Raw genomic sequence first — 19,267 nt, 5'->3', positions numbered from 1 at the left:
GATAAAGCGATGATCAAACAAAGGACATTAAAACGTATTGTTCAGGCGACTGGTGTCGGTTTACATACCGGCAAGAAAGTCACACTGACGTTACGCCCTGCGTCGGCTAACACCGGGGTCATCTATCGTCGCACTGACTTGAATCCACCGGTAGATTTCCCGGCTGATGCAAAATATGTGCGCGACACCATGCTGAGTACTTGCCTGGTGAACGATGAAGGCGTGCGTATTTCAACCGTTGAACACCTGAACGCCGCATTGGCGGGCTTGGGCATCGACAACATTATTGTTGAAGTTGATGCACCGGAAATCCCGATCATGGATGGCAGTGCCGCGCCTTTTGTCTATTTGCTGATGGACGCTGGCATCGAAGAGCTAAGCAGCGCGAAGAAATTCGTACGCGTTAAGCAAACGGTGCGTGTGGAAGATGGCGATAAGTGGGCCGAGATCAAGCCGTATAACGGTTTCTCACTCGACTTTACTATCGACTTCAAACATCCAGCGATCGACTCAAGCTCGCAGCGTTACCAGCTCAACTTCTCGGCTGAGAACTTTGTTCGCCAAATCAGCCGTGCGCGCACCTTTGGCTTTATGCGTGAAATCGAATATCTGCAGTCTAAAGGCCTGTGCCTGGGCGGTAGTTTAGATTGTGCGATTGGCCTTGATGATTTCCGCGTATTAAACGAAGACGGTCTGCGCTTTGAAGACGAATTTGTTCGTCATAAAATGCTCGATGCGATCGGCGACCTGTTCATGTGCGGTCATAATGTAATTGGCGCGTTTACCGCCTTTAAATCGGGCCATGCGTTGAACAACAAGTTGCTGCAAGCGGTTCTGGCTAAACAGGAAGCTTGGGAATGGGCGACCTTCGAAGATGAAGCTGAACTGCCACTAGCATTCAAAGCACCAAATTTAGTTCTGGCGTAAGTCAGACATAAAACGGCAGGTTTCGCTGACACCCTCTCCGGTCAGTTGAACCTGCCGTTTTTTATTGCCTCATTTTTATTCCTGCCAAGCCGATCTCAATTCGCTGTAGCAACTGGCGAAACCCTGTACAAAAAAACGTGAATTCCGCCGAAGCCCCTTTAATCACTGGTGTCGTAGCCCCACATAAGTGCTATCATCTGGCGCTCACATAAGCTGGGTAACGCAGATTTTTGCTACCGCTTTATTACCATATTCAATGCATTGTGGACGGATTGTGATCGGGATTTTCTCACGCTGGCGACAATTAGGCAGACGCTATTTCTGGCCGCATCTCCTGTTGGGGATGGTGGCGGCCAGTTTAGGTTTGCCTGCCTGTGCGCAAAGTTCTGAGCCGAAAGCAAATGATTCGCCGATCAGCAGCCTGTTTGTCGGCAATGTTGTCCATTTTGACCATCTGATTCGTCTGCAGGAAAGCGCGCGTCGACCGAATTTCAACGTCGATTACTGGCACCAGCATGCGATTCGCACCGTTATTCGCCACCTTTCCTTTAGTATGACGCCGCCCGCTCAGGCGGAAGCCGATCAAGCTGTGCCGCTAACGGCACAAAAGCTGGCGTTGATAGGTTCGCTTCAGGCGTTGCTGACTTCTCCGGCGCAATCGCTGACTGTTATTGAGCCGCAACAAAACCTGCGTCACAACGAACCACAAATCCTTTCCTCTGCTGATTGGCAAGCTGCTATTCATGGCATCCGCGCCGGGCCTTTCATTGCTTAACTGCTAACGTTTTTTCCACATCCTGAATCAGATTTTGCAGCCCGTGAAATCACGGCTGAATTGAGAAAAATTTATCATGCTAATCAAATTATTAACTAAAGTATTCGGCAGCAGCAATGATCGTACTCTGCGCCGTATGCGCAAAATCGTCGACGTCATCAATAAGATGGAGCCGGATTTCGTAAAGCTCTCTGACGATGAACTGAAAGCGAAAACTGACCTGTTCCGCGAGCGCCTGAAAAAAGGCGAAAGCCTTGAGAGCCTGATTCCTGAGGCCTTTGCCACCGTACGTGAAGCAAGTAAGCGCGTCTTCGGTATGCGTCACTTTGATGTGCAGCTGATTGGCGGCATGGTGCTCAACGAACGTTGCATCGCAGAGATGCGCACCGGTGAAGGTAAAACCCTGACCGCGACTCTGCCCGCTTACCTGAACGCGCTGAGCGGCAAAGGCGTGCACGTTGTTACCGTCAATGACTATCTGGCGCAGCGTGATGCCGAAAATAACCGTGCACTGTTTGAATTCCTTGGCCTGACCATCGGCATTAACCTGCCAAACATGCCAGCCGTGGCTAAGCGTGCAGCTTATGCCGCTGACATCACCTACGGCACCAACAACGAATACGGCTTCGACTACCTGCGCGACAACATGGCGTTCAGTCCGGAAGAGCGCGTGCAGCGTAAGCTGCATTACGCATTAGTGGATGAAGTCGACTCAATCCTGATCGATGAAGCACGTACGCCATTGATCATCTCTGGTCCGGCGGAAGACAGCTCTGAGCTGTATACCAAAGTTAACAAGATCATCCCGCATCTGGTGCGTCAGGAAAAAGAAGACTCTGAAACCTTCCAGGGCGAAGGCGATTTCTGGGTCGATGAAAAAGCGCGCCAGGCACACATGAGCGAGCGCGGCTTGGTAAAAGTTGAAGAGCTACTGGTTAGCCAAAACATCATGGTAGAGGGCGAGTCACTCTACTCCCCGACCAACATCATGCTGATGCACCACGTTACTGCGGCGCTGCGTGCTCATGCACTCTTCACCCGCGATGTTGATTACATCGTTAAAGATGGCGAAGTGGTCATCGTTGATGAACACACCGGCCGTACCATGCAAGGTCGCCGCTGGTCAGATGGTCTGCATCAGGCGGTTGAAGCGAAAGAAGGCGTGGAAATCCAGAATGAAAACCAGACGCTGGCTTCCATTACCTTCCAGAACTACTTCCGTATCTACGAGAAACTGGCCGGTATGACCGGTACCGCAGATACCGAAGCATTCGAATTCAGCTCCATCTATAAGCTCGACACGATCGTGGTGCCAACCAACCGTCCGATGGTGCGTAAAGATATGGCCGATCTGGTCTATATGACCGAGAAAGAGAAGATTGACGCCATTATCGAAGACATCCGTGCCTGCACTGCTAAAGGGCAGCCGGTGTTAGTGGGTACAATTTCGATTGAGAAATCTGAAGTCGTTTCCAATGAACTGACGCGCGCGGGCATTAAACACAGCGTACTGAATGCCAAATTCCATGCCAGCGAAGCGGATATCGTTGCTCAGGCGGGTCAACCTGCAGCGGTTACTATCGCAACCAACATGGCCGGTCGTGGTACCGATATCGTGCTGGGCGGGAGCTGGCAGGCTGAGCTCGCCGCAATGGACGAGCCAACCGAAGAGCAGATTCAGGCGATGAAAGAAGCGTGGAAACTGCGTCACGATGCGGTGCTGGCTGCAGGCGGTCTGCACATTATTGGTACTGAGCGTCACGAATCTCGCCGTATCGATAACCAGCTGCGTGGTCGTGCGGGTCGTCAGGGTGATGCCGGTTCTTCACGCTTCTACCTGTCGATGGAAGATGCATTAATGCGTATCTTCGCTTCAGATCGCGTATCGAACATGATGCGTAAACTGGGCATGAAGCCAGGCGAAGCAATCGAGCATCCATGGGTGACTAAAGCGATTGCCAACGCGCAGCGTAAAGTGGAAAGCCGCAACTTCGATATTCGTAAACAGCTGCTGGAATACGATGACGTTGCCAACGATCAGCGTCGCGCCATCTACAGCCAGCGTAACGAACTGCTGGATGTGTCTGATGTGTCTGAAACCATCAATAGCATCCGTGAAGATGTCTATAAAACTACCATTGATACCTACATTCCGCCGCAGTCACTGGAAGAGATGTGGGATGTTGCCGGCCTGGAAGAGCGTCTGCGTAACGACTTCGATCTCAACTTGCCTATTGCTGAGTGGTTGGATAAAGAGCCCGATCTTCACGAAGAGACGCTGCGCGAACGTATCATGACCCACGCCGCAGAAAGCTATGCTGCTAAAGAAGAAGTGGTTGGCGAAGAGATGATGCGCAACTTTGAGAAAGGCGTGATGCTGCAAACGCTGGATTCGTTGTGGAAAGAGCATCTGGCAGCGATGGATTACCTGCGTCAGGGCATCCACCTGCGCGGTTATGCCCAGAAAGATCCGAAGCAGGAATACAAGCGTGAATCCTTCTCTATGTTTGCGGCGATGCTTGAATCACTGAAGTACGAAGTGATTAGCACCCTGAGCAAAGTTCAGGTACGCATGCCAGAAGAAGTGGAAGCGATGGAGCAGCAGCGCCGTGAAGAAGCGGAGCGTTTAGCGCAACAGCAGCAGCTGAGCCATGTTGATGATGCCACCGCAGCAGCCGAAGCGTTAGCCGCACAAGGCGGGGAGCGTAAAGTGGGCCGTAATGATCTCTGCCCATGTGGTTCCGGCAAAAAATACAAGCAGTGTCACGGCCGTCTGGCCTGATAAAAAAAGGAGCCTTCGGGCTCCTTTTTTTTTGCTGACGATTTAGCGTGTTATCGCCATGAGTTTCTCTTCGTTTAGGCGCACGCCATGATACGGCAGCGTGACCAGCAAACCATCCGGTAAGCCAGCTCGCTTCAACAGCGCCCGGCTTTGGAACAGTAGCTGATGGTAATTGTTATCGCTGATGCTCGGATAGCTCTCATTCCAAACGGTGGCAATAATCTGACGCTTCGAGGTAATCCGCAGCAACAGACAGGAGAAGAATCGTTTTTGCGCTTCATTCAACGAAATAACTTTGTGTTCAGGCCACCATGTTAAGGTGTTCTTTGCGCTGTCTAACGTCAGGATGTCATGAAATACCAGATGGCGTAGGGCATGTAATTGTTCCGGCGTAGTTTGCGCCAGAAACGTTGTTTCTTTAAATTCCATAGGTAGTCGGGTTTAACAGAAGAAAGTGCTGCGAGTATTCCCAACATTCCCGGTTGCGATCCTTACGACATGTCTTAATCACTGGCTTTTGTAGTGCGTGGGACGTCACTTTCCGCTCAACGGTTAACATCACTCGATGTCTGATTTACACTCAGCGCTCATTTTATTAAAAAAGCGGAATCCAGCTTATGAAACACCTGCAGGTTGCGGTGGGCATCATTCGCAATACAGAACGTCAAATCTTCCTTGCCCAGCGTGCGGCAAGCTCCTATATGGCGAATAAGTGGGAGTTTCCCGGCGGAAAAATTGAACAAGATGAATCTGCCGAGCAGGCGCTCAAGCGTGAGCTGATGGAAGAAACCGGTATTGAAGTCACGTCGGCAAGCGCGATTGGTCAGGCCGATCACAGTTATGAAGATCTGCGCGTTACGCTGCATTTCTTCCTGGTTGAAGGCTGGAACGGCGAACCTTATGGTCGTGAAGGTCAGCCACAGCGTTGGGTCGAACAGCAGGATTTGGTCGCGGATGAATTTCCGCCTGCGAACCATGAATTGATCAGCCGATTAGTGGCTGGCGAGATTTAAGTGAAGGGGCGCTTAGCCCCTTACTTTTTACTGCTGTTCTTCGCTCCAGTCATCGCTGTCCATCTGGTCACCGCTGCTGGGAATACGTTTCTCTTCTGCTGCCCATTCACCTAAATCAATCAGCTGGCAACGTTTGCTGCAGAATGGCCGCCACGGGCTCAACTCATCCCAAATCACATCGCGACGACAATTGGGGCAAGGTACGGTAATTATCTCTTCTGGCATAACTTCCTCTAACAACAAGCTAATTCAAAATTCAGTCGGGCTGGTACTTCTCCGCGTTCGCTGTCTAATGGCAGGAAACGAATCGCATAACGGCTTTTGTGACCCGAGACTTGTGGGTACAGCGCGTCTTCCAGAGTTAATTGCAGGCGCAGTAAATCGGATCCTTCGGCGTTATCCTGATAAAAACCGTTGAGGCTGGTTTGATGACGAAATATGCCAGACTGACGCACCAAATCGAGGATCATCGTCAAACTATTACGCAGCGGATTCAGTGATGCCAGCCAGCCATTCACCTGAACATCTCGCACCGCTTGCTCCTGATGCAGCCAGATGTGCAGGCTGGGTAGATCGAAACTGCAGCAGCCGCCGGGAATGCTCAAACGCTGACGTACCAGAGCAACCAGGCGATCTTCACGTAACTGTTGGCCCATGCGCGGTGCCGCCATGAGTTCGCTTGAGCATTGCTTCAACTGCTGACGCAGATCATTCACGCGCAGTTCATCAATGCCTGGCACATCCAGCCAGGCGCGTAATTTTTGTTGCTGGCGCTCTAGTTCTTTTAACAATTCAGTGCGCATATCTCCGCGCTCAAAAATATCCAGTAAATCGCTAAGAATACGGAAAACGCCAAGTGCTGATACCGAACCGTTAACCGGCACCGTTTCATGCAGCTGATCAATCAGATATTCGACGCGCAGCCAGGTGCGCATCTTCTCATTCAAAGGGTGTTCAAACAGAACAATTGTGCTCATGATGTTAATCCTTTCCGGTTGCTGCCAGGCGTAGATAGCGCTGGTGAAGCTCAGCAACGCGCGGTAGCACCTGTTCAGGCGTACCACTGTTATCAATGATGTCATCCGCACAGGCCCGACGCTGTTCGCGACTAGCCTGTGCGGCAAGAATATTTTTCGCCTGACTTAGCGAAATACCATCTCGCTGTTGGGTGCGTTGCAACTGCGTGGCGGTATCCACATCCACAACCAACACGCGATCGGCCTGATGCTGTAAGCCGTTTTCGACCAACAGCGGCACCACCCAAAGCACATAAGGTGAAGTGGCCAATAATTTTAATTGTTGCGTGCGGGCGTTGATGAGTGGATGAAGCAACTGATTGAGCCAATTTTTCTCTTGTGGCTGTTGGAAAATAATTTCACGAAGCCGCGCACGATAGAGCGTGCCTTCTGCCGTCAAAATGGTATCTCCATGACGCTGAGCAATCGCCTTTAGGGCAGGCGTTCCGGGCTCAACAACTTCTCTGGCAATGACGTCAGCGTCAATAATATCAACGCCTAGCGCTGCGAAAGCGTTGGCAATAGTGGTTTTACCACTGCCAATGCCGCCGGTGAGCGCAACGGTATAAGGCATAGCGTTCTCGCAAAATTTATATCGTGAGCGGCGATTAACCACAGCAAGATGAGAGCATGATCACAATCAATTTTCTCAGCTAAATTTAAGGGATTGTAGCCTAAATAAAGTGAAATTCGCAGTCTTGTCGCGGAACGAATGGCGCGTATGATAACGACACTGGAGCCGTGAGCGCTACCCGAACCGCGGTTCGTCGTCACTAACCAGGATAATCAGCTATGCGCATTGAAGAAGATTTAAAACTGGGCTTTAAAGATGTTTTGATCCGCCCAAAACGTTCCACTTTGAAAAGCCGTTCCGAGGTTGAGCTGGAACGCACCTTCACCTTTAAACACTCAGGCTTGAACTGGAGTGGCATACCGATTATTGCCGCCAACATGGATACCGTCGGTACTTTCACGATGGCTGAAGCCCTGGCGAGTTTTAACGTACTGACCGCAGTGCATAAACATTACAGCGTGCAAGAGTGGCAGGCATTTGTACAACGCGTGCCAGCGGCGGTGCTGAGTCATGTGATGGTCTCATCTGGTACATCAGAATCAGATTTCACGAAGTTATCCGCCATTCTGGCGTTATCATCGCAGCTCAACTTTATCTGCATCGACGTTGCTAACGGCTACTCTGAGCACTTCGTTCAGTTCCTGCTGCGCGTGCGTGAAAGCTTCCCAGGTAAAACCATCTGTGCAGGCAACGTGGTTACCGGTGAAATGGTGGAAGAGCTGATTTTGTCTGGCGCAGATATCGTCAAAGTGGGTATTGGCCCCGGCTCAGTGTGCACTACACGCGTGAAGACCGGCGTTGGTTATCCTCAGCTTTCTGCCGTTATCGAGTGCGCAGATGCGGCACACGGTTTAGGCGGACAAATCGTCAGCGACGGCGGCTGCTCGGTTCCAGGTGACATTGCCAAAGCTTTCGGGGGCGGTGCAGATTTCACCATGCTCGGCGGCATGCTTGCGGCACATGACGAGTGTGAAGGAACCATCGTTGAAGAACAGGGTGAGAAATTTATGCTGTTCTACGGCATGAGTTCCGAATCGGCGATGAAACGCCACGTTGGCGGTGTCGCACAATACCGTGCGGCGGAAGGCAAAACCGTGCGGTTGCCGGTGCGCGGCCCGGTTGAGGAGACGGTTAAAGATATCCTTGGCGGTTTACGCTCAGCCTGTACCTACGTCGGTGCTGAACGATTGAAAGAGCTGACGAAACGCACCACCTTTATCCGCGTCGCTGAACAAGAGAACCGCGTGTTCACTCGTTAATCTCTGCCAACGGGCGCGCATCGCGCGTGCCCGTCATCGAATGGCATCGCCAAGACCAAATACCGGCAGATACATTGCAATCACTAAGGTGCCAACAATCCCGCCGATTACCACCATCATCATCGGTTCCAGCGATGCCGCCAGAGCATCAGCGCGCGCTAATGTTTGCGCCTCGTGCCACTCCGCCAGCCGTGCCAGCATCACATCTAACGCACCTGCTTCTTCACCCACTCGGATGAGTTGGGCACACAGGGGTGTAAACAGCAGATGCTGTTGCAGCGCCTGATGCAGCGGCGCACCCGCAGCAATGTGCTGCTGCAACTGAACGATGGCATCGCGCCACAATCGCGATACCAAGGTCACTTCAACCGCCTGCAGGCTTTGCAACAAGGTCAAACCGGATTGTTGTGTAAGTTGCAGGATGGCGTATATCTGGCTGAGCTGCCCGCCGCGCCACAGCGAAGATAACAGTGGCATACGCAGTAACCATTGATGTACGCGCTTTTGCCACGGTACCGAACGTCGATAAGTCTGCTGCACAATCATCACTAATACGGCACCTACTAGCGACAGCGGCAGCGCGGCCTTCTGCAGCAGTTCTGACAGCGACATCACCGCAGCAGTAAAAGCGGGCAGCTGCGCATCAAAACTGGCATAGACAGAGACAAATTCTGGCAAAACAAACAGCAGCATGCCAGCACTGACCGCGAGCGCTACCAGCAAGATAAACAGGGGATAGCGCAGCGCCTTCACCACTTTTTGCCGTAAGTATTGCTGCTTGCTTTGCTGCTGCGCCAGCTGGCGACAGCACTCGTCGAGTTGGCCGGTTAATTCACCCACTTGCATCAAAGCGGGAAACAGCGGGGGAAAGATCTGCGGCCACTCCTGCAAGGCTTGCGAGAAGGGCTCACCGGCGATGACGCGGCGCTGCAATCCTTTCAGTAATACCCGCCAACCGGCATGAGGATGGCCTTCTGCCAGCAGAATCAGACTTTCCGCCAGCGGCAAGCCGGCCTTGAGCAGCGTCGCCAGTTGCCGCACCAAATCGATTTTCTGTTGCCACTTCCAGTCGCGCGAACGCCAGCATTTTCCACGCTGCCAGTTCACCGGCAGCATGCCGCGATCGGAGAGTTGATTGAGCAACGCATCCTGGCTGGCATTAAGTGATTCGCCCTCCTGCAGCACACCCATGGTATCAAGAGCCTGCCAGCGGAAATGATAGAGATTAGCCATCGCCCAGTCCCACCACGCGCTGCATCTCTTCAAAAGAAGTATCGCCGCGACTTACTGCTTCCAGCCCCGCAGCTAGCAATGTTTTCATTCCCTGTTCATTTGCCAGCGTTAGCAGATGTTCCAGCGGCATATCTGCCGAGATAGCATTCTGCAATTTGCTGGTTAGCGGCAAGACTTCAAACAGCGCCAGCCGCCCGTAATAGCCGGAGAAGCAGTGATCACAGCCCGGCGCTCGCCAGGTTTGCAGTGTGCCCGGCCAGAGTTCGGCCGGCAGATGGGCGATGGCTTGTCCCGGCTGACGGCAATGCACGCACAAGCGTCTGACCAGACGCTGCGCCACCACCAACTGCAAAGCGGGGCCCAGCAGATAACCGGGAACATCCATCTGGCGCAGGCGCGTCAGGGTTTCAGCAGTCGAGTTAGTATGCAGTGTGGAAAGCACCAGATGGCCGGTCTGCGCTGCTTTAACGGCGATGCTGGCCGTCTCGGCATCACGGATTTCCCCCACCATAATCACATCGGGATCCTGGCGCAGTAGTGCGCGCAGCACACGATTGAAATCGAGCCCGCTACGCGGCTGGATCTGCGTTTGATTAATACCATCCAGCGGGATCTCAACCGGATCTTCCACGCTACAAACGTTCTTCTCTGGCACATTAAGCGCGCTTAACCCGCTATAGAGCGTGAAGGTTTTACCGCTGCCGGTCGGTCCGGTGACCAGAATTAAACCCTGCGGTTTCGCCAGCGCGTTTTTCAGTAAACGCAGCTGTGCTGCGGGCATGCCGAGTTTATCGAGGGTGATGGCGCTGTTTTCACTTTGTAGTAGCCGCACCACGGCTTTTTCGCCCTGGCTTACCGGTAGCGTTGAGAGACGAAACGCCGCCAGTTTGTCCTCTATTTCCAGCGTAAACTGTCCGTCCTGCGGCAGACGCCGTTCGGCGATATCCAATCCTCCGAGAATTTTCAGGCGCGCCAGAATCGCAGCGGGTTGTGCTTCAGAAGGCTGAGGTAGTTTGTGCAACACGCCATCGATGCGCAGACGCACCCGCAGTCCATGGCGCTGCGGTTCAAAATGCACATCTGAGGCGCGCCGCTGAATGGCCTGGCGCAAAATCTGATCGACCGCGTTAATCGCTGACTCAGCGCTGGCCTGTTCACGTGGTGCTGCAGCGGCATCCGGCTCGTGCAGCAACTGCTCAAGCCGTGCCGCAGGCCAGCACTCGACCTCGACCTTGCACTGGCTGGCGAACTGTAGCGCTTCCAGCAGCAGCGGATCGGGTGTGTCGGCTACCGCTACGCGCAGTAGCGTGGCGTCATGGTGCAGAATCACCGCCTGATAACGTGCGCACAACGTGTGCAGCGCACTATTAGGGTTGTACATCAGTTGGCATCCTTGTCGGCAAAGCGAAACTGCTCGAGGCAGCTATCGCGCAGGCTGCTGTTATCGCTGGTACAAGTGCGTTGCCAGCTCAACGTGCCATCCGTTGCGCTCCAAATCGGCAGCATTTCAACCGTTAATCCGCTGAGACTTTCCTGGCCGGTCAGGTTGATGGTTCCGTTGACCACGCTAAGCGTTGCCACATAGCGCGAACCTTTGGCCACCGGAATGCCGCGTTCTCCTGCCTGACACTGCGCCGGTCCGCCGCGCTCAATGGCACAGAGTTCTACTGCTGTTTTGTACGGCACCATGGTTTGCAGCATGTCGGTGAGCGCTGCGCGTTGCAGGTAGTTTTGATAAGCCGGTAAACCGATGGCGCTGAGAATGGCGACGATGCCAATCACAATCATTAATTCGATAAGGGTAAAACCGCGTTGTCTGTCCATAGTGAGGCTCCTTGTTGTGGAGCCGCTACGGTAGAAAAGGGCGAGGGAAAGCGGAAGTCATGGCTGCGCGAGGCTGGAAAGCATCGCGCAGAGAATCGTCAGATTTACAGCGGAGATAACAGCATTTTGGAAGCCAGCTCGCATATCGGCCGCACTAACACGCGGCAGAACGAGGCATTAAAGCTCGCGGAAACGCATCGACAGATCCAGCGCGCGCACATGTTTGGTCAGCGCGCCGACAGAGACATAATCAACGCCAGTCTGGGCAATTTGTGGCAGCGTGGTTTCGGTTACGTTGCCAGAGACTTCCAGCAGCGCGCGTTTGTGGGTTAGCGCAACCGCTGCATGCATCATCTCAAGGCTGAAGTTGTCGAGCATGATGATGTCCGCTCCGGCATCGATGGCATCCTGCAGTTCCGCCAGCGATTCAACTTCAACTTCTACCGGCACATCCGGCGACAGCCACAGCGCTTTTTCTACGGCGTTACGCACCGAGCCGCTGGCGATAATGTGGTTTTCTTTTATCAGGAAAGCATCCGACAGGCCTAAACGGTGGTTATTACCGCCACCGCACAACACCGCATATTTCAGCGCGGTACGCAGGCCTGGCAAGGTCTTGCGTGTATCAAGCAACTGGGTTTCGCTGCCCGCCAGCAGGGCGACATAACGGCTAACCTCGGTGGCCACGCCAGAGAGCGTCTGCACGAAGTTGAGTGCGGTGCGTTCTGCGGTTAACAGCAGGCGCGCCGGGCCGGTAAGCTCGAACAGCAGCTGATCGGCAACCAGCGCTTGTCCATCTTCTACATGCCAGTTAAGAGTGACTTTATTACCGAGCTGGATAAATACTTCCTCTACCCAGCGTTTACCACAAAAAACACCGGCTTCACGGGTGATGACTTTTGCCACCGCCTGCTTTTCTGCTGGCAGCAGCAACGCGGTGATATCGCGATTCGCATCCACTTCGCCACCTAAATCCTCCTGAAGCGCCTGGGCAACGGCTTCCGGGATATCCTGTTCTATACGTTTAATCAGTTCCTGACGGCGATGATCGGGATCGTAACGACGCGTTGCCATGGTTTTGCCACTCCACAAGACGAAATTTCTTGCGCTCACCTTAGCCTGATTTATCGACCTTTGCCAGTTGCTGGCGGTGAAATGTTTAGTATCCTGAACTCGGCCGCGTCGGCGCATTAAGTCGCAAGTCTGCTGGGTGAAACATGTTATTCTCAGCCTGATTTTGCTTAGGATTTAACAGCATGAAACTGGAAGAGGGCTGGATTACCAGCGCGCGTAAAGTACCTTCACCACACTTCAATCAGCGTCCAAATGATGAAGTGCCCTCGCTGTTGGTGATTCACAACATCAGTTTACCGCCCGGTGAGTTTGGCGGGCCGTGGATTGATCGCTTATTTACCGGCACGTTGCCTGCCGATGCGCATCCCTATTTTGCGGACATCGCCCATTTACGCGTGGCGGCGCACTGTTTAATCCGTCGCGACGGCGAGCTGGTGCAATACGTCTCTTTCGATCAGCGCGCCTGGCACGCCGGCGTGTCGCAGTTTGAAGGACGTGAAAGCTGCAACGATTTTTCCATGGGCATTGAACTGGAAGGCACTGATACGCTGCCCTATACCGATGCCCAGTACGCGACTTTGCAACAGGTGACTCAACTCCTGCTGCAGCACTATCCGTTGACGCCTGCGCGCATCACCGGCCATAGCGATATCGCACCAGAGCGGAAAACCGATCCCGGTTCCTCTTTTGACTGGTTGCGCTATAGAGAATCCATCAGGCAGGAGAATCCCTGAGACAGCAGGAGCGGGTATGACGTTGTTTAGCTTGTTATTGGTTTTAGGTTGGGAACGCCTGTTTAAGTTGGGTGAGCATTGGCAACTGGACCATCGGCTGGAGCCGCTGTTTCGTGGCCGCCAGCGTTTTTCCCTGCTGCGCACGCTGATGATGACAGTGGTAGCGATGCTGATCGTCTGGCTGGTGGTGTGGAGCCTGAAAGGCATCTTGTTTGGCGTGGCGCAACTGCTGTTCTGGATTTTGGTGGGATTGCTGTGTATCGGCGCGGGTTCGGTGCGACTGCACTATCACAGCTATCTCAAGGCCGCGAGCCATGACGATGAAGCGGCGCATCAGGCGATGGCGGCTGAACTGACGCTGATTCACGGCGTGCCGGTTGAGTGCAGCGAGCGCGAGTTCCTGCGTGAACTGCAGAACGCGCTGATTTGGATTAACTTCCGCTTCTATCTTGCGCCGCTGTTCTGGTTTGTGGTCGGTGGACCTTACGGCCCGGTGCTGCTGGTGGGTTATGCGTTTCTGCGAGCCTGGCAGAGCTGGCTGGCGAAGCATCAGTCGCCGCTGGCGCGCTCGCAGTCTGGCGTTGATCGTCTGCTGCACGTTTTGGACTGGATCCCCGTGCGTCTGGCCGGCGTGGCTTACGCGTTGCTCGGCCACGGCGAACGTGCACTGCCAGCGTGGTTTGCCGCGCTGGGCGATCTGCATCGCCCGCAATATCAGGTGCTGACCAGCCTGGCGCAGTTCTCGCTGGCGCGCGATCCGCACATGGATAAAGTCGAAACGCCACGTGTTGCAGTGGCGTTGGCGAAACGTATTTCTCTGGTGCTGGTGGTGGTGGTCGCGCTGTTGACGATCTACGGCACGCTGGTGTGATCGGCTGGCGGCACGCCAAAATCCGGTGTGCCGTCTTCACGCCAGTCGAAATATTTCAAGCGCGTATGGCGATTCGGATCCCACAGCGGATCGCCCTCAATTTCGGTGTAATTGCGCGCGTGATACACCAGCACCGCTCTTCCCGCTTCATCCACCGTAAAGCTGTTGTGTCCCGGCCCGTACTGCTGATTATCCCAGCTAGTGGCAAATACCGGTCGCGCGGATTTACGCCAGGCGTTGATGTTGAGCGGATCGGCCAACACATCAATGCTTAATATCCCCAGACAGTAATTTTCATCGGTCGCGCTGGCGGAATAGGTGACAAACAGCTGGTCGCCATGCTGAATCACCGCCGGTCCTTCATTAACGCTAAATCCTGCGCACTCCCATTCATACTCTGGTCGGCTCAGCATCAGCGGGGCGCTTTTTAGCGTCCACGGATTGAGCAACTCGGCAAGATACAGGTTAGAGTTTCCGGGAATCGCCGGATCTTTTTGCGCCCACAGATACCAGTGTTTACCTTGATGGTGGAAGTAGGTGGCGTCCAGTGAGAAGGAGTCGATGGGCGTATGTACGCGGCGGCAGGGCTGCCAGTTACCGCTCAGCGGATCGGCATCATTACACACCAGCGCATACATGCGGTGCTGGAACAGGCCATCTTTTATCGCCCGCGTCGGTGCGGCGGCGAAATAGATCACCCATTGCCCGTTGATGTGATGCAGTTCTGGCGCCCAGATCAGCGCGCTAAACGGGCCGGTATCCGGTTTGTGCCACACCGTTACCGCTTCTGCCTCAATCAGGCCAGCCAGCGTTGAGGCATAGCGAATCTCCAGTCGGTCATATTCCGGCACCGAGGCGATAAAATAGTAGCCATCGGCATGGCGCAGAATAAAGGGATCGGCGCGTTGCGTAATAAAAGGATTGGGCCAGCTCATTTGATCTCTCCAGGTTGCGCAGTCGCAGAGGACGCGATAGGGGATTCGTGGTGTGAATGGGCACGGCGCAGCGCCAGGTCGGCCTGAATCGTACGCATTAAGTTGCGATCCACTTTCATTAAACGCACCACGCCGGCAGTGATCAGATATCCCACGCCCGGAATCACCGTGAACAGCAGCATGATGCCGTTAATCGCGTTGGGGGCCTGCTGTTTTGCGCCGGCATCGTAGCCATAAATCGACAGCAGGAAACCGACCATCGCCCCCGCAACCGCCAGCCCCACTTTGAGGAAGAACAGGTTGCCGGAGAAGCTCATACCAGTGATGCGTTTGCCGGTTTTCCATTCGCCGTAATCATCCACGTCGGCCATCAGCGACCAGTGCAGCGGCGAGGGAATCTGGTGCAGGATATTCAGCAGGAAGTAGGCGATGACCACCGCGACGGTGGCGTGCGGATCAATCCAGTAGAAGCCGCAGGAGAACAGCGCCAGCGCGATGTTGGTCCAGAAGAACACCTTGAGCTTGCACCAGCGATCGGTGAGGATTTTTGCCAGTGTGCTGCCGAACATCATGCCGATGACGCCCAGGCTGATAAACAGCGTGGCAAAGTGCGTTGATTGCCCCATCACCCAAGTGACGTAGTACATGGTGGCGGCCATGCGGATAAAACCGGGGCAGACGTTGCAGAAGGTCAGCAGCAGAATGCGCACCCACTGATCGTTTTTCCACACGTCGCGCAGATCTTGTTTCAAATCATCGTTGCTTGGCGTCGCAGGATGAATGCGTTCACGCACATTGGCAAAACAGAACAGGAACATTGCCAAACCGATCAGCGCTAGCACGCCCATGGCCATTTGATAACCGCGCGCTTTGTTGTCGCCGCCAAACCATTCGGCCATCGGCAACAGCGAAAGTGAGAGGATCAGCGTGGCAATGCCCACCATCACAAAGCGATAGGACTGACATGACACGCGCTCACCCGGATCGTTGGTGATCACACCGCCCAGCGAGCAGTAAGGAATGTTGATGGCGGTGTAAGTGAGTGACATCAGGAAGTAAGTGACAAACGCCCAGATAACCTTGTTGTCGTAGCTCCACTCCGGCGTGGTGAACATCAGCACGCTAAACAGCACGTAAGGCACGGAAACCCACAGCAGCCACGGACGGAAGCGGCCCCAGCGACTGTGCGTACGATCGGCAATCGCCCCCATGATCGGATCGGTTACCGCATCAAGTACGCGTACCGACAGTAATAGTGTTCCGACCAGCGCCGGGGCTAAACCAAACACATCAGTGTAGAAATAATTGAGGAACAGCATGATGGCACCGCCAATCATGTTGCATCCGGCATCGCCCATGCCATATCCCAGTTTCTCTCTGAACGAGAGGGCTGCTCCTTTCATTGATCGTCTCCAGCGATATGATGAGCAGGAATTATCTGTGCAAAATCAGTAATCTGCTGGGGAGCAAATGGTCGGGTAGATGGACAAAACGCGCGGGCGGGGAAAAGTGTGAGCCAGATCAGAAGTGCTGCCCGGCAACAGCGTGCCGGGCAGGAACAACATTACGCTTTCTGTAGTTTGTTCTTGATGGTGTAACCGATAGCCAGAATCACCAGCCATACCGGAATCAACCATACCGATATCGCCATGCCTGGCGTCATCAGCATAATGACCAACACACCGGCGAGGAACACCAGGCAGATCCAGTTACCCAGCGGATAGAGCACCGCTTTGAAGCGCGTGGTGACACCTTGCTGGTCTTTCTTTTTACGGAATTTCAGATGCGCGAGGCTGATCATCGCCCAGTTGATCACCAGTGCGGAAACCACCAGCGCCATTAGCAGGCCAAAGGCTTCGCCTGGCATCAGATAGTTGATCAGTACACACAGCAGGGTCGCTACGGCTGAGACCAGAATGGTGGCAACCGGCACGCCGCGACTGTCCACTTTCAGCAATGCTTTCGGCGCGTTACCCTGTTGCGCCAGGCCGAACAGCATGCGGCTGTTGCAGTAAACGCAGCTGTTGTAGACCGACAGCGCCGCCGTCAGGATTACCACGTTCAGCGCGTTGGCCACAAAGGCATCGCCCAGCTCATGAAAAATCAGCACGAACGGGCTGGTATCCGCCGTCACGCGCGTCCACGGCAGCAGCGAGAGCAGCACCGCCAGTGAGCCAATATAGAAAATCAGAATACGCCACAGCACCTGATTGGTGGCTTTCGGGATGCTCTCTTGTGGATTGTCGGCTTCTGCGGCAGTGATGCCCACCAGCTCCAGACCACCAAACGAGAACATAATGATTGCCATCATCATCACCAATCCGGTCATGCCGTGAGGCAGGAAGCCGCCCTGATCCCACAGGTTGCTGACGCTCGCCTGCGGGCCGCCGTTGCCGCTAAACAGCAACCAGCCACCGAACAGAATCATGCCGATGACCGCGACCACTTTGATAATCGCGAACCAGAACTCCATCTCACCGAACACTTTGACGTTGGTCAGGTTAATGGCGTTGATCAATACAAAGAAGATGGCGGCGGTGGCCCAGGTAGGAAAATCCGGCCACCAAAATTGTACGTACTTGCCCACAGCGGTGAGTTCGGCCATGGCAACCAGCACATACAGCACCCAATAGTTCCAGCCCGAGGCGAAACCGGCGAAGTTGCCCCAATATTTGTAGGCGAAGTGACTGAAGCTGCCGGCAACCGGCTCTTCAACCACCATCTCGCCGAGTTGGCGCATGATCAGAAAGGCAATAAAACCGGCAATCGCATATCCCAGAATCACGGCCGGACCGGCCGATTGAATCACTGATGCGCTACCCAGAAACAGGCCAGTACCTACGGCTCCGCCCAGCGCAATCAGCTGAATATGGCGATTCTTTAAGCCGCGGTGCAGCGTGTCGCCATGCTGTTGTTCCATACAAACCTCGTGATGTTGTTATTGTGCACCTGCAGTGCGCGCACTGTAAGGCTGTTTACCTTAATGTATTCTTTTCTTTACGGTATCTGGCGTGCTGTGTGCATGCATGAGCTACCATGGCGTTCAGAATAGTGATAAGCGCGACAGTTTGCACCTGCTTTTGCTTTTTGTGCTGAGAGATGACTGAAAAAGCAGCAGCATCCTCTGCGCGCCCGTCGCAGTATTTCTGCCATGAAAAAAGGGTGAACACGAATAGGTTTCCCTTATGGTTGGGCCGTTTTTCGGGGGCTAACTCAGTGTAAGGTTAGGTAAAAGTGCAATTCGTTAACATTTGCCGCGTGCGGGGGATTTCTCGCTTGATGCCGGTAGGTTAGCGCACCAGCGCTACGATCCTCCCCTGAAGTGTGACCGCACCCATATAGACACAAGGTGAATACTTTGTTACTTTACCGGCACCATTTTTCAATTGGTATTACCAATTTACTCTGGACGTTTGGCTGATAAGAAGGGAAGATGGCCTACAGTAAAATTCGCCAACCCAAGCTCTCCGATGCGATTGAGCAACAGCTGGAATCCCTCATTATGGAAGGGACGCTCCAGCCGGGTGAAAAACTGCTCCCCGAGCGTGAACTGGCGAAACAGTTTGATGTCTCACGTCCATCCCTGCGCGAAGCGATTCAGAGCCTGGAAGCTAAAGGCCTGCTGCTACGTCGTCAGGGCGGCGGCACCTTCGTCCAAAAAAATCTCTGGCAAAGCCTGAGCGACCCGCTGGTCGGTCTGCTTGCCGAACATCCAGAATCTCAGTTTGACCTGCTGGAAACCCGCCATGCGCTGGAAGGCGTGGCTGCCTATTACGCGGCACTGCGGGGAACCGATGAAGATCTGCAGCGCATCCGCGACTGCCACGTTCATATTCAGCAGGCACAGGACAGCGGCGATCTCGACGCCGAAGCGGATGCAGTGATGAAGTATCAGATCGCTGTCACAGAAGCCGCCCATAATGTGGTGTTGCTGCATCTGCTGCGTTCCATGGGCCCTATGCTGGAACAAAACGTCCGTCAGAATTTTGAATTGCTCTACGCTCGTCGGGAAATGCTGGCGAAAGTGAGCGGTCACCGCGCCAGTATCTACGAGGCGATTGTGGCTCGTGAGCCAGAACAAGCACGCGAGGCATCTCATCGTCACCTGGCGTTCATTGAGGAAATCTTGCTGGATAGAAGTCGGGAGCAGAGTCGTCGTGAACGCTCCCTGCGTCGTTTACAGCAACGTAAGGAATAACGCACGGCAACGAACGTGCGGAAAACACGACGGGCCTGTCTTCTTGTGCTGT

The 19,267-nt window shown here is 54.0% G+C and carries 19 protein-coding genes; 8 read left to right on the top strand and 11 right to left on the bottom strand.

Going from position 1 to position 19,267, the window contains the following annotated elements:
• Positions 1-9: 9 nt before the first annotated feature.
• The 3 genes from lpxC to secA all read left to right on the top strand — a co-directional run bounded on the left by lpxC (position 10) and on the right by secA (position 4,484).
• Entirely contained in the window at positions 10-927 is a 918-nt protein-coding gene (lpxC, locus tag KVT28_RS14895; RefSeq protein WP_097094933.1) for a UDP-3-O-acyl-N-acetylglucosamine deacetylase, read from the top strand.
• A 274-nt stretch (positions 928-1,201) separates the two neighbouring features.
• Entirely contained in the window at positions 1,202-1,702 is a 501-nt protein-coding gene (secM, locus tag KVT28_RS14890) for a secA translation cis-regulator SecM (RefSeq protein WP_368734929.1), read from the top strand.
• A 76-nt stretch (positions 1,703-1,778) separates the two neighbouring features.
• Positions 1,779-4,484 carry a preprotein translocase subunit SecA gene (gene secA, locus KVT28_RS14885; RefSeq protein WP_101762109.1) on the top strand — a complete coding sequence of 902 codons (2,706 nt, stop codon included), beginning with the start codon at positions 1,779-1,781 and terminating at the stop codon, positions 4,482-4,484.
• A gap of 42 nt (positions 4,485-4,526) precedes the next feature.
• Here the strand turns inward: secA and KVT28_RS14880 are convergent, their stop codons facing one another.
• On the bottom strand, positions 4,527-4,913 hold the full coding sequence (locus KVT28_RS14880; RefSeq protein ID WP_101762108.1) for a response regulator: 387 nt from the start codon (positions 4,911-4,913) through the stop codon (positions 4,527-4,529).
• Positions 4,914-5,101: 188 nt separating this feature from the next.
• Here KVT28_RS14880 and mutT point away from each other — a divergent pair, with 188 nt between their 5' ends.
• Positions 5,102-5,497: an 8-oxo-dGTP diphosphatase MutT gene (mutT, locus tag KVT28_RS14875; RefSeq protein ID WP_101762107.1), complete on the top strand. Its 396-nt coding sequence runs from the start codon at positions 5,102-5,104 to the stop codon at positions 5,495-5,497.
• Between the two features lie 27 nt (positions 5,498-5,524).
• Here the strand turns inward: mutT and yacG are convergent, their stop codons facing one another.
• The 3 genes from yacG to coaE are packed head-to-tail and all read right to left on the bottom strand — an operon-like array spanning position 5,525 to position 7,087.
• The gene (yacG, locus tag KVT28_RS14870; protein WP_061718119.1) at positions 5,525-5,722 is read right to left on the bottom strand and encodes a DNA gyrase inhibitor YacG; all 198 of its coding nucleotides are present in this window, start codon (positions 5,720-5,722) and stop codon (positions 5,525-5,527) included.
• Between the two features lie 8 nt (positions 5,723-5,730).
• The gene (gene zapD, locus KVT28_RS14865) at positions 5,731-6,474 is read right to left on the bottom strand and encodes a cell division protein ZapD (RefSeq protein WP_101762106.1); all 744 of its coding nucleotides are present in this window, start codon (positions 6,472-6,474) and stop codon (positions 5,731-5,733) included.
• A gap of 4 nt (positions 6,475-6,478) precedes the next feature.
• The gene (gene coaE / locus KVT28_RS14860; protein ID WP_101762105.1) at positions 6,479-7,087 is read right to left on the bottom strand and encodes a dephospho-CoA kinase; all 609 of its coding nucleotides are present in this window, start codon (positions 7,085-7,087) and stop codon (positions 6,479-6,481) included.
• A 218-nt stretch (positions 7,088-7,305) separates the two neighbouring features.
• Here coaE and KVT28_RS14855 point away from each other — a divergent pair, with 218 nt between their 5' ends.
• The gene (locus tag KVT28_RS14855) at positions 7,306-8,346 is read left to right on the top strand and encodes a GMP reductase (protein ID WP_110867529.1); all 1,041 of its coding nucleotides are present in this window, start codon (positions 7,306-7,308) and stop codon (positions 8,344-8,346) included.
• A 33-nt stretch (positions 8,347-8,379) separates the two neighbouring features.
• On the opposite strand, the gene hofC is transcribed toward KVT28_RS14855, so the two are convergent.
• The 4 genes from hofC to nadC form a co-directional block, all read right to left on the bottom strand.
• A complete protein-coding gene (gene hofC, locus KVT28_RS14850) occupies positions 8,380-9,579 on the bottom strand; it encodes a protein transport protein HofC (protein WP_217549105.1) in 1,200 nt (399 codons plus the stop codon).
• Entirely contained in the window at positions 9,572-10,960 is a 1,389-nt protein-coding gene (gene gspE, locus KVT28_RS14845; protein WP_217549103.1) for a type II secretion system protein GspE, read from the bottom strand. The genes hofC and gspE overlap by 8 nt, the downstream gene beginning before the upstream one ends.
• Complete coding sequence (gene ppdD / locus KVT28_RS14840; RefSeq protein ID WP_101762101.1) at positions 10,960-11,403, bottom strand: prepilin peptidase-dependent pilin; 444 nt, start codon at positions 11,401-11,403, stop codon at positions 10,960-10,962. The genes gspE and ppdD overlap by 1 nt, the downstream gene beginning before the upstream one ends.
• 177 nt (positions 11,404-11,580) lie before the next feature.
• On the bottom strand, positions 11,581-12,477 hold the full coding sequence (gene nadC, locus KVT28_RS14835) for a carboxylating nicotinate-nucleotide diphosphorylase (RefSeq protein WP_217549101.1): 897 nt from the start codon (positions 12,475-12,477) through the stop codon (positions 11,581-11,583).
• A 182-nt stretch (positions 12,478-12,659) separates the two neighbouring features.
• On the opposite strand from nadC, the gene ampD reads away from it, so the two are divergent.
• Both ampD and ampE read left to right on the top strand, forming a co-directional pair.
• Positions 12,660-13,211, top strand: a complete 552-nt coding sequence (gene ampD, locus KVT28_RS14830) for a 1,6-anhydro-N-acetylmuramyl-L-alanine amidase AmpD (protein WP_217549099.1) — start codon at positions 12,660-12,662, stop codon at positions 13,209-13,211.
• A gap of 16 nt (positions 13,212-13,227) precedes the next feature.
• Positions 13,228-14,082: a beta-lactamase regulator AmpE gene (gene ampE / locus KVT28_RS14825; RefSeq protein WP_110867534.1), complete on the top strand. Its 855-nt coding sequence runs from the start codon at positions 13,228-13,230 to the stop codon at positions 14,080-14,082.
• Here ampE and KVT28_RS14820 read toward each other — a convergent pair.
• From KVT28_RS14820 to aroP, 3 genes are all read right to left on the bottom strand, one after another.
• Positions 14,064-15,017, bottom strand: coding sequence for a family 43 glycosylhydrolase (locus tag KVT28_RS14820; protein WP_101762097.1), 954 nt, complete (start codon positions 15,015-15,017; stop codon positions 14,064-14,066). The two genes, ampE and KVT28_RS14820, sit on opposite strands and share 19 nt — an antisense overlap.
• Positions 15,014-16,420: a glycoside-pentoside-hexuronide (GPH):cation symporter gene (locus KVT28_RS14815; protein ID WP_217549097.1), complete on the bottom strand. Its 1,407-nt coding sequence runs from the start codon at positions 16,418-16,420 to the stop codon at positions 15,014-15,016. The genes KVT28_RS14820 and KVT28_RS14815 overlap by 4 nt, the downstream gene beginning before the upstream one ends.
• A gap of 161 nt (positions 16,421-16,581) precedes the next feature.
• A complete protein-coding gene (aroP, locus tag KVT28_RS14810; RefSeq protein ID WP_110867537.1) occupies positions 16,582-17,937 on the bottom strand; it encodes an aromatic amino acid transporter AroP in 1,356 nt (451 codons plus the stop codon).
• A gap of 513 nt (positions 17,938-18,450) precedes the next feature.
• Here aroP and pdhR point away from each other — a divergent pair.
• Positions 18,451-19,215, top strand: coding sequence for a pyruvate dehydrogenase complex transcriptional repressor PdhR (gene pdhR / locus KVT28_RS14805; RefSeq protein ID WP_008108566.1), 765 nt, complete (start codon positions 18,451-18,453; stop codon positions 19,213-19,215).
• The last annotated feature ends 52 nt before the right edge of the window (positions 19,216-19,267 follow it).

The sequence above is a fragment of the Pantoea sp. GbtcB22 genome, from assembly GCF_019091025.1.
In the GTDB taxonomy this organism is placed as follows: domain Bacteria; phylum Pseudomonadota; class Gammaproteobacteria; order Enterobacterales; family Enterobacteriaceae; genus Pantoea; species Pantoea leporis.
This window is presented reverse-complemented; position numbering and strand designations above follow the sequence as displayed.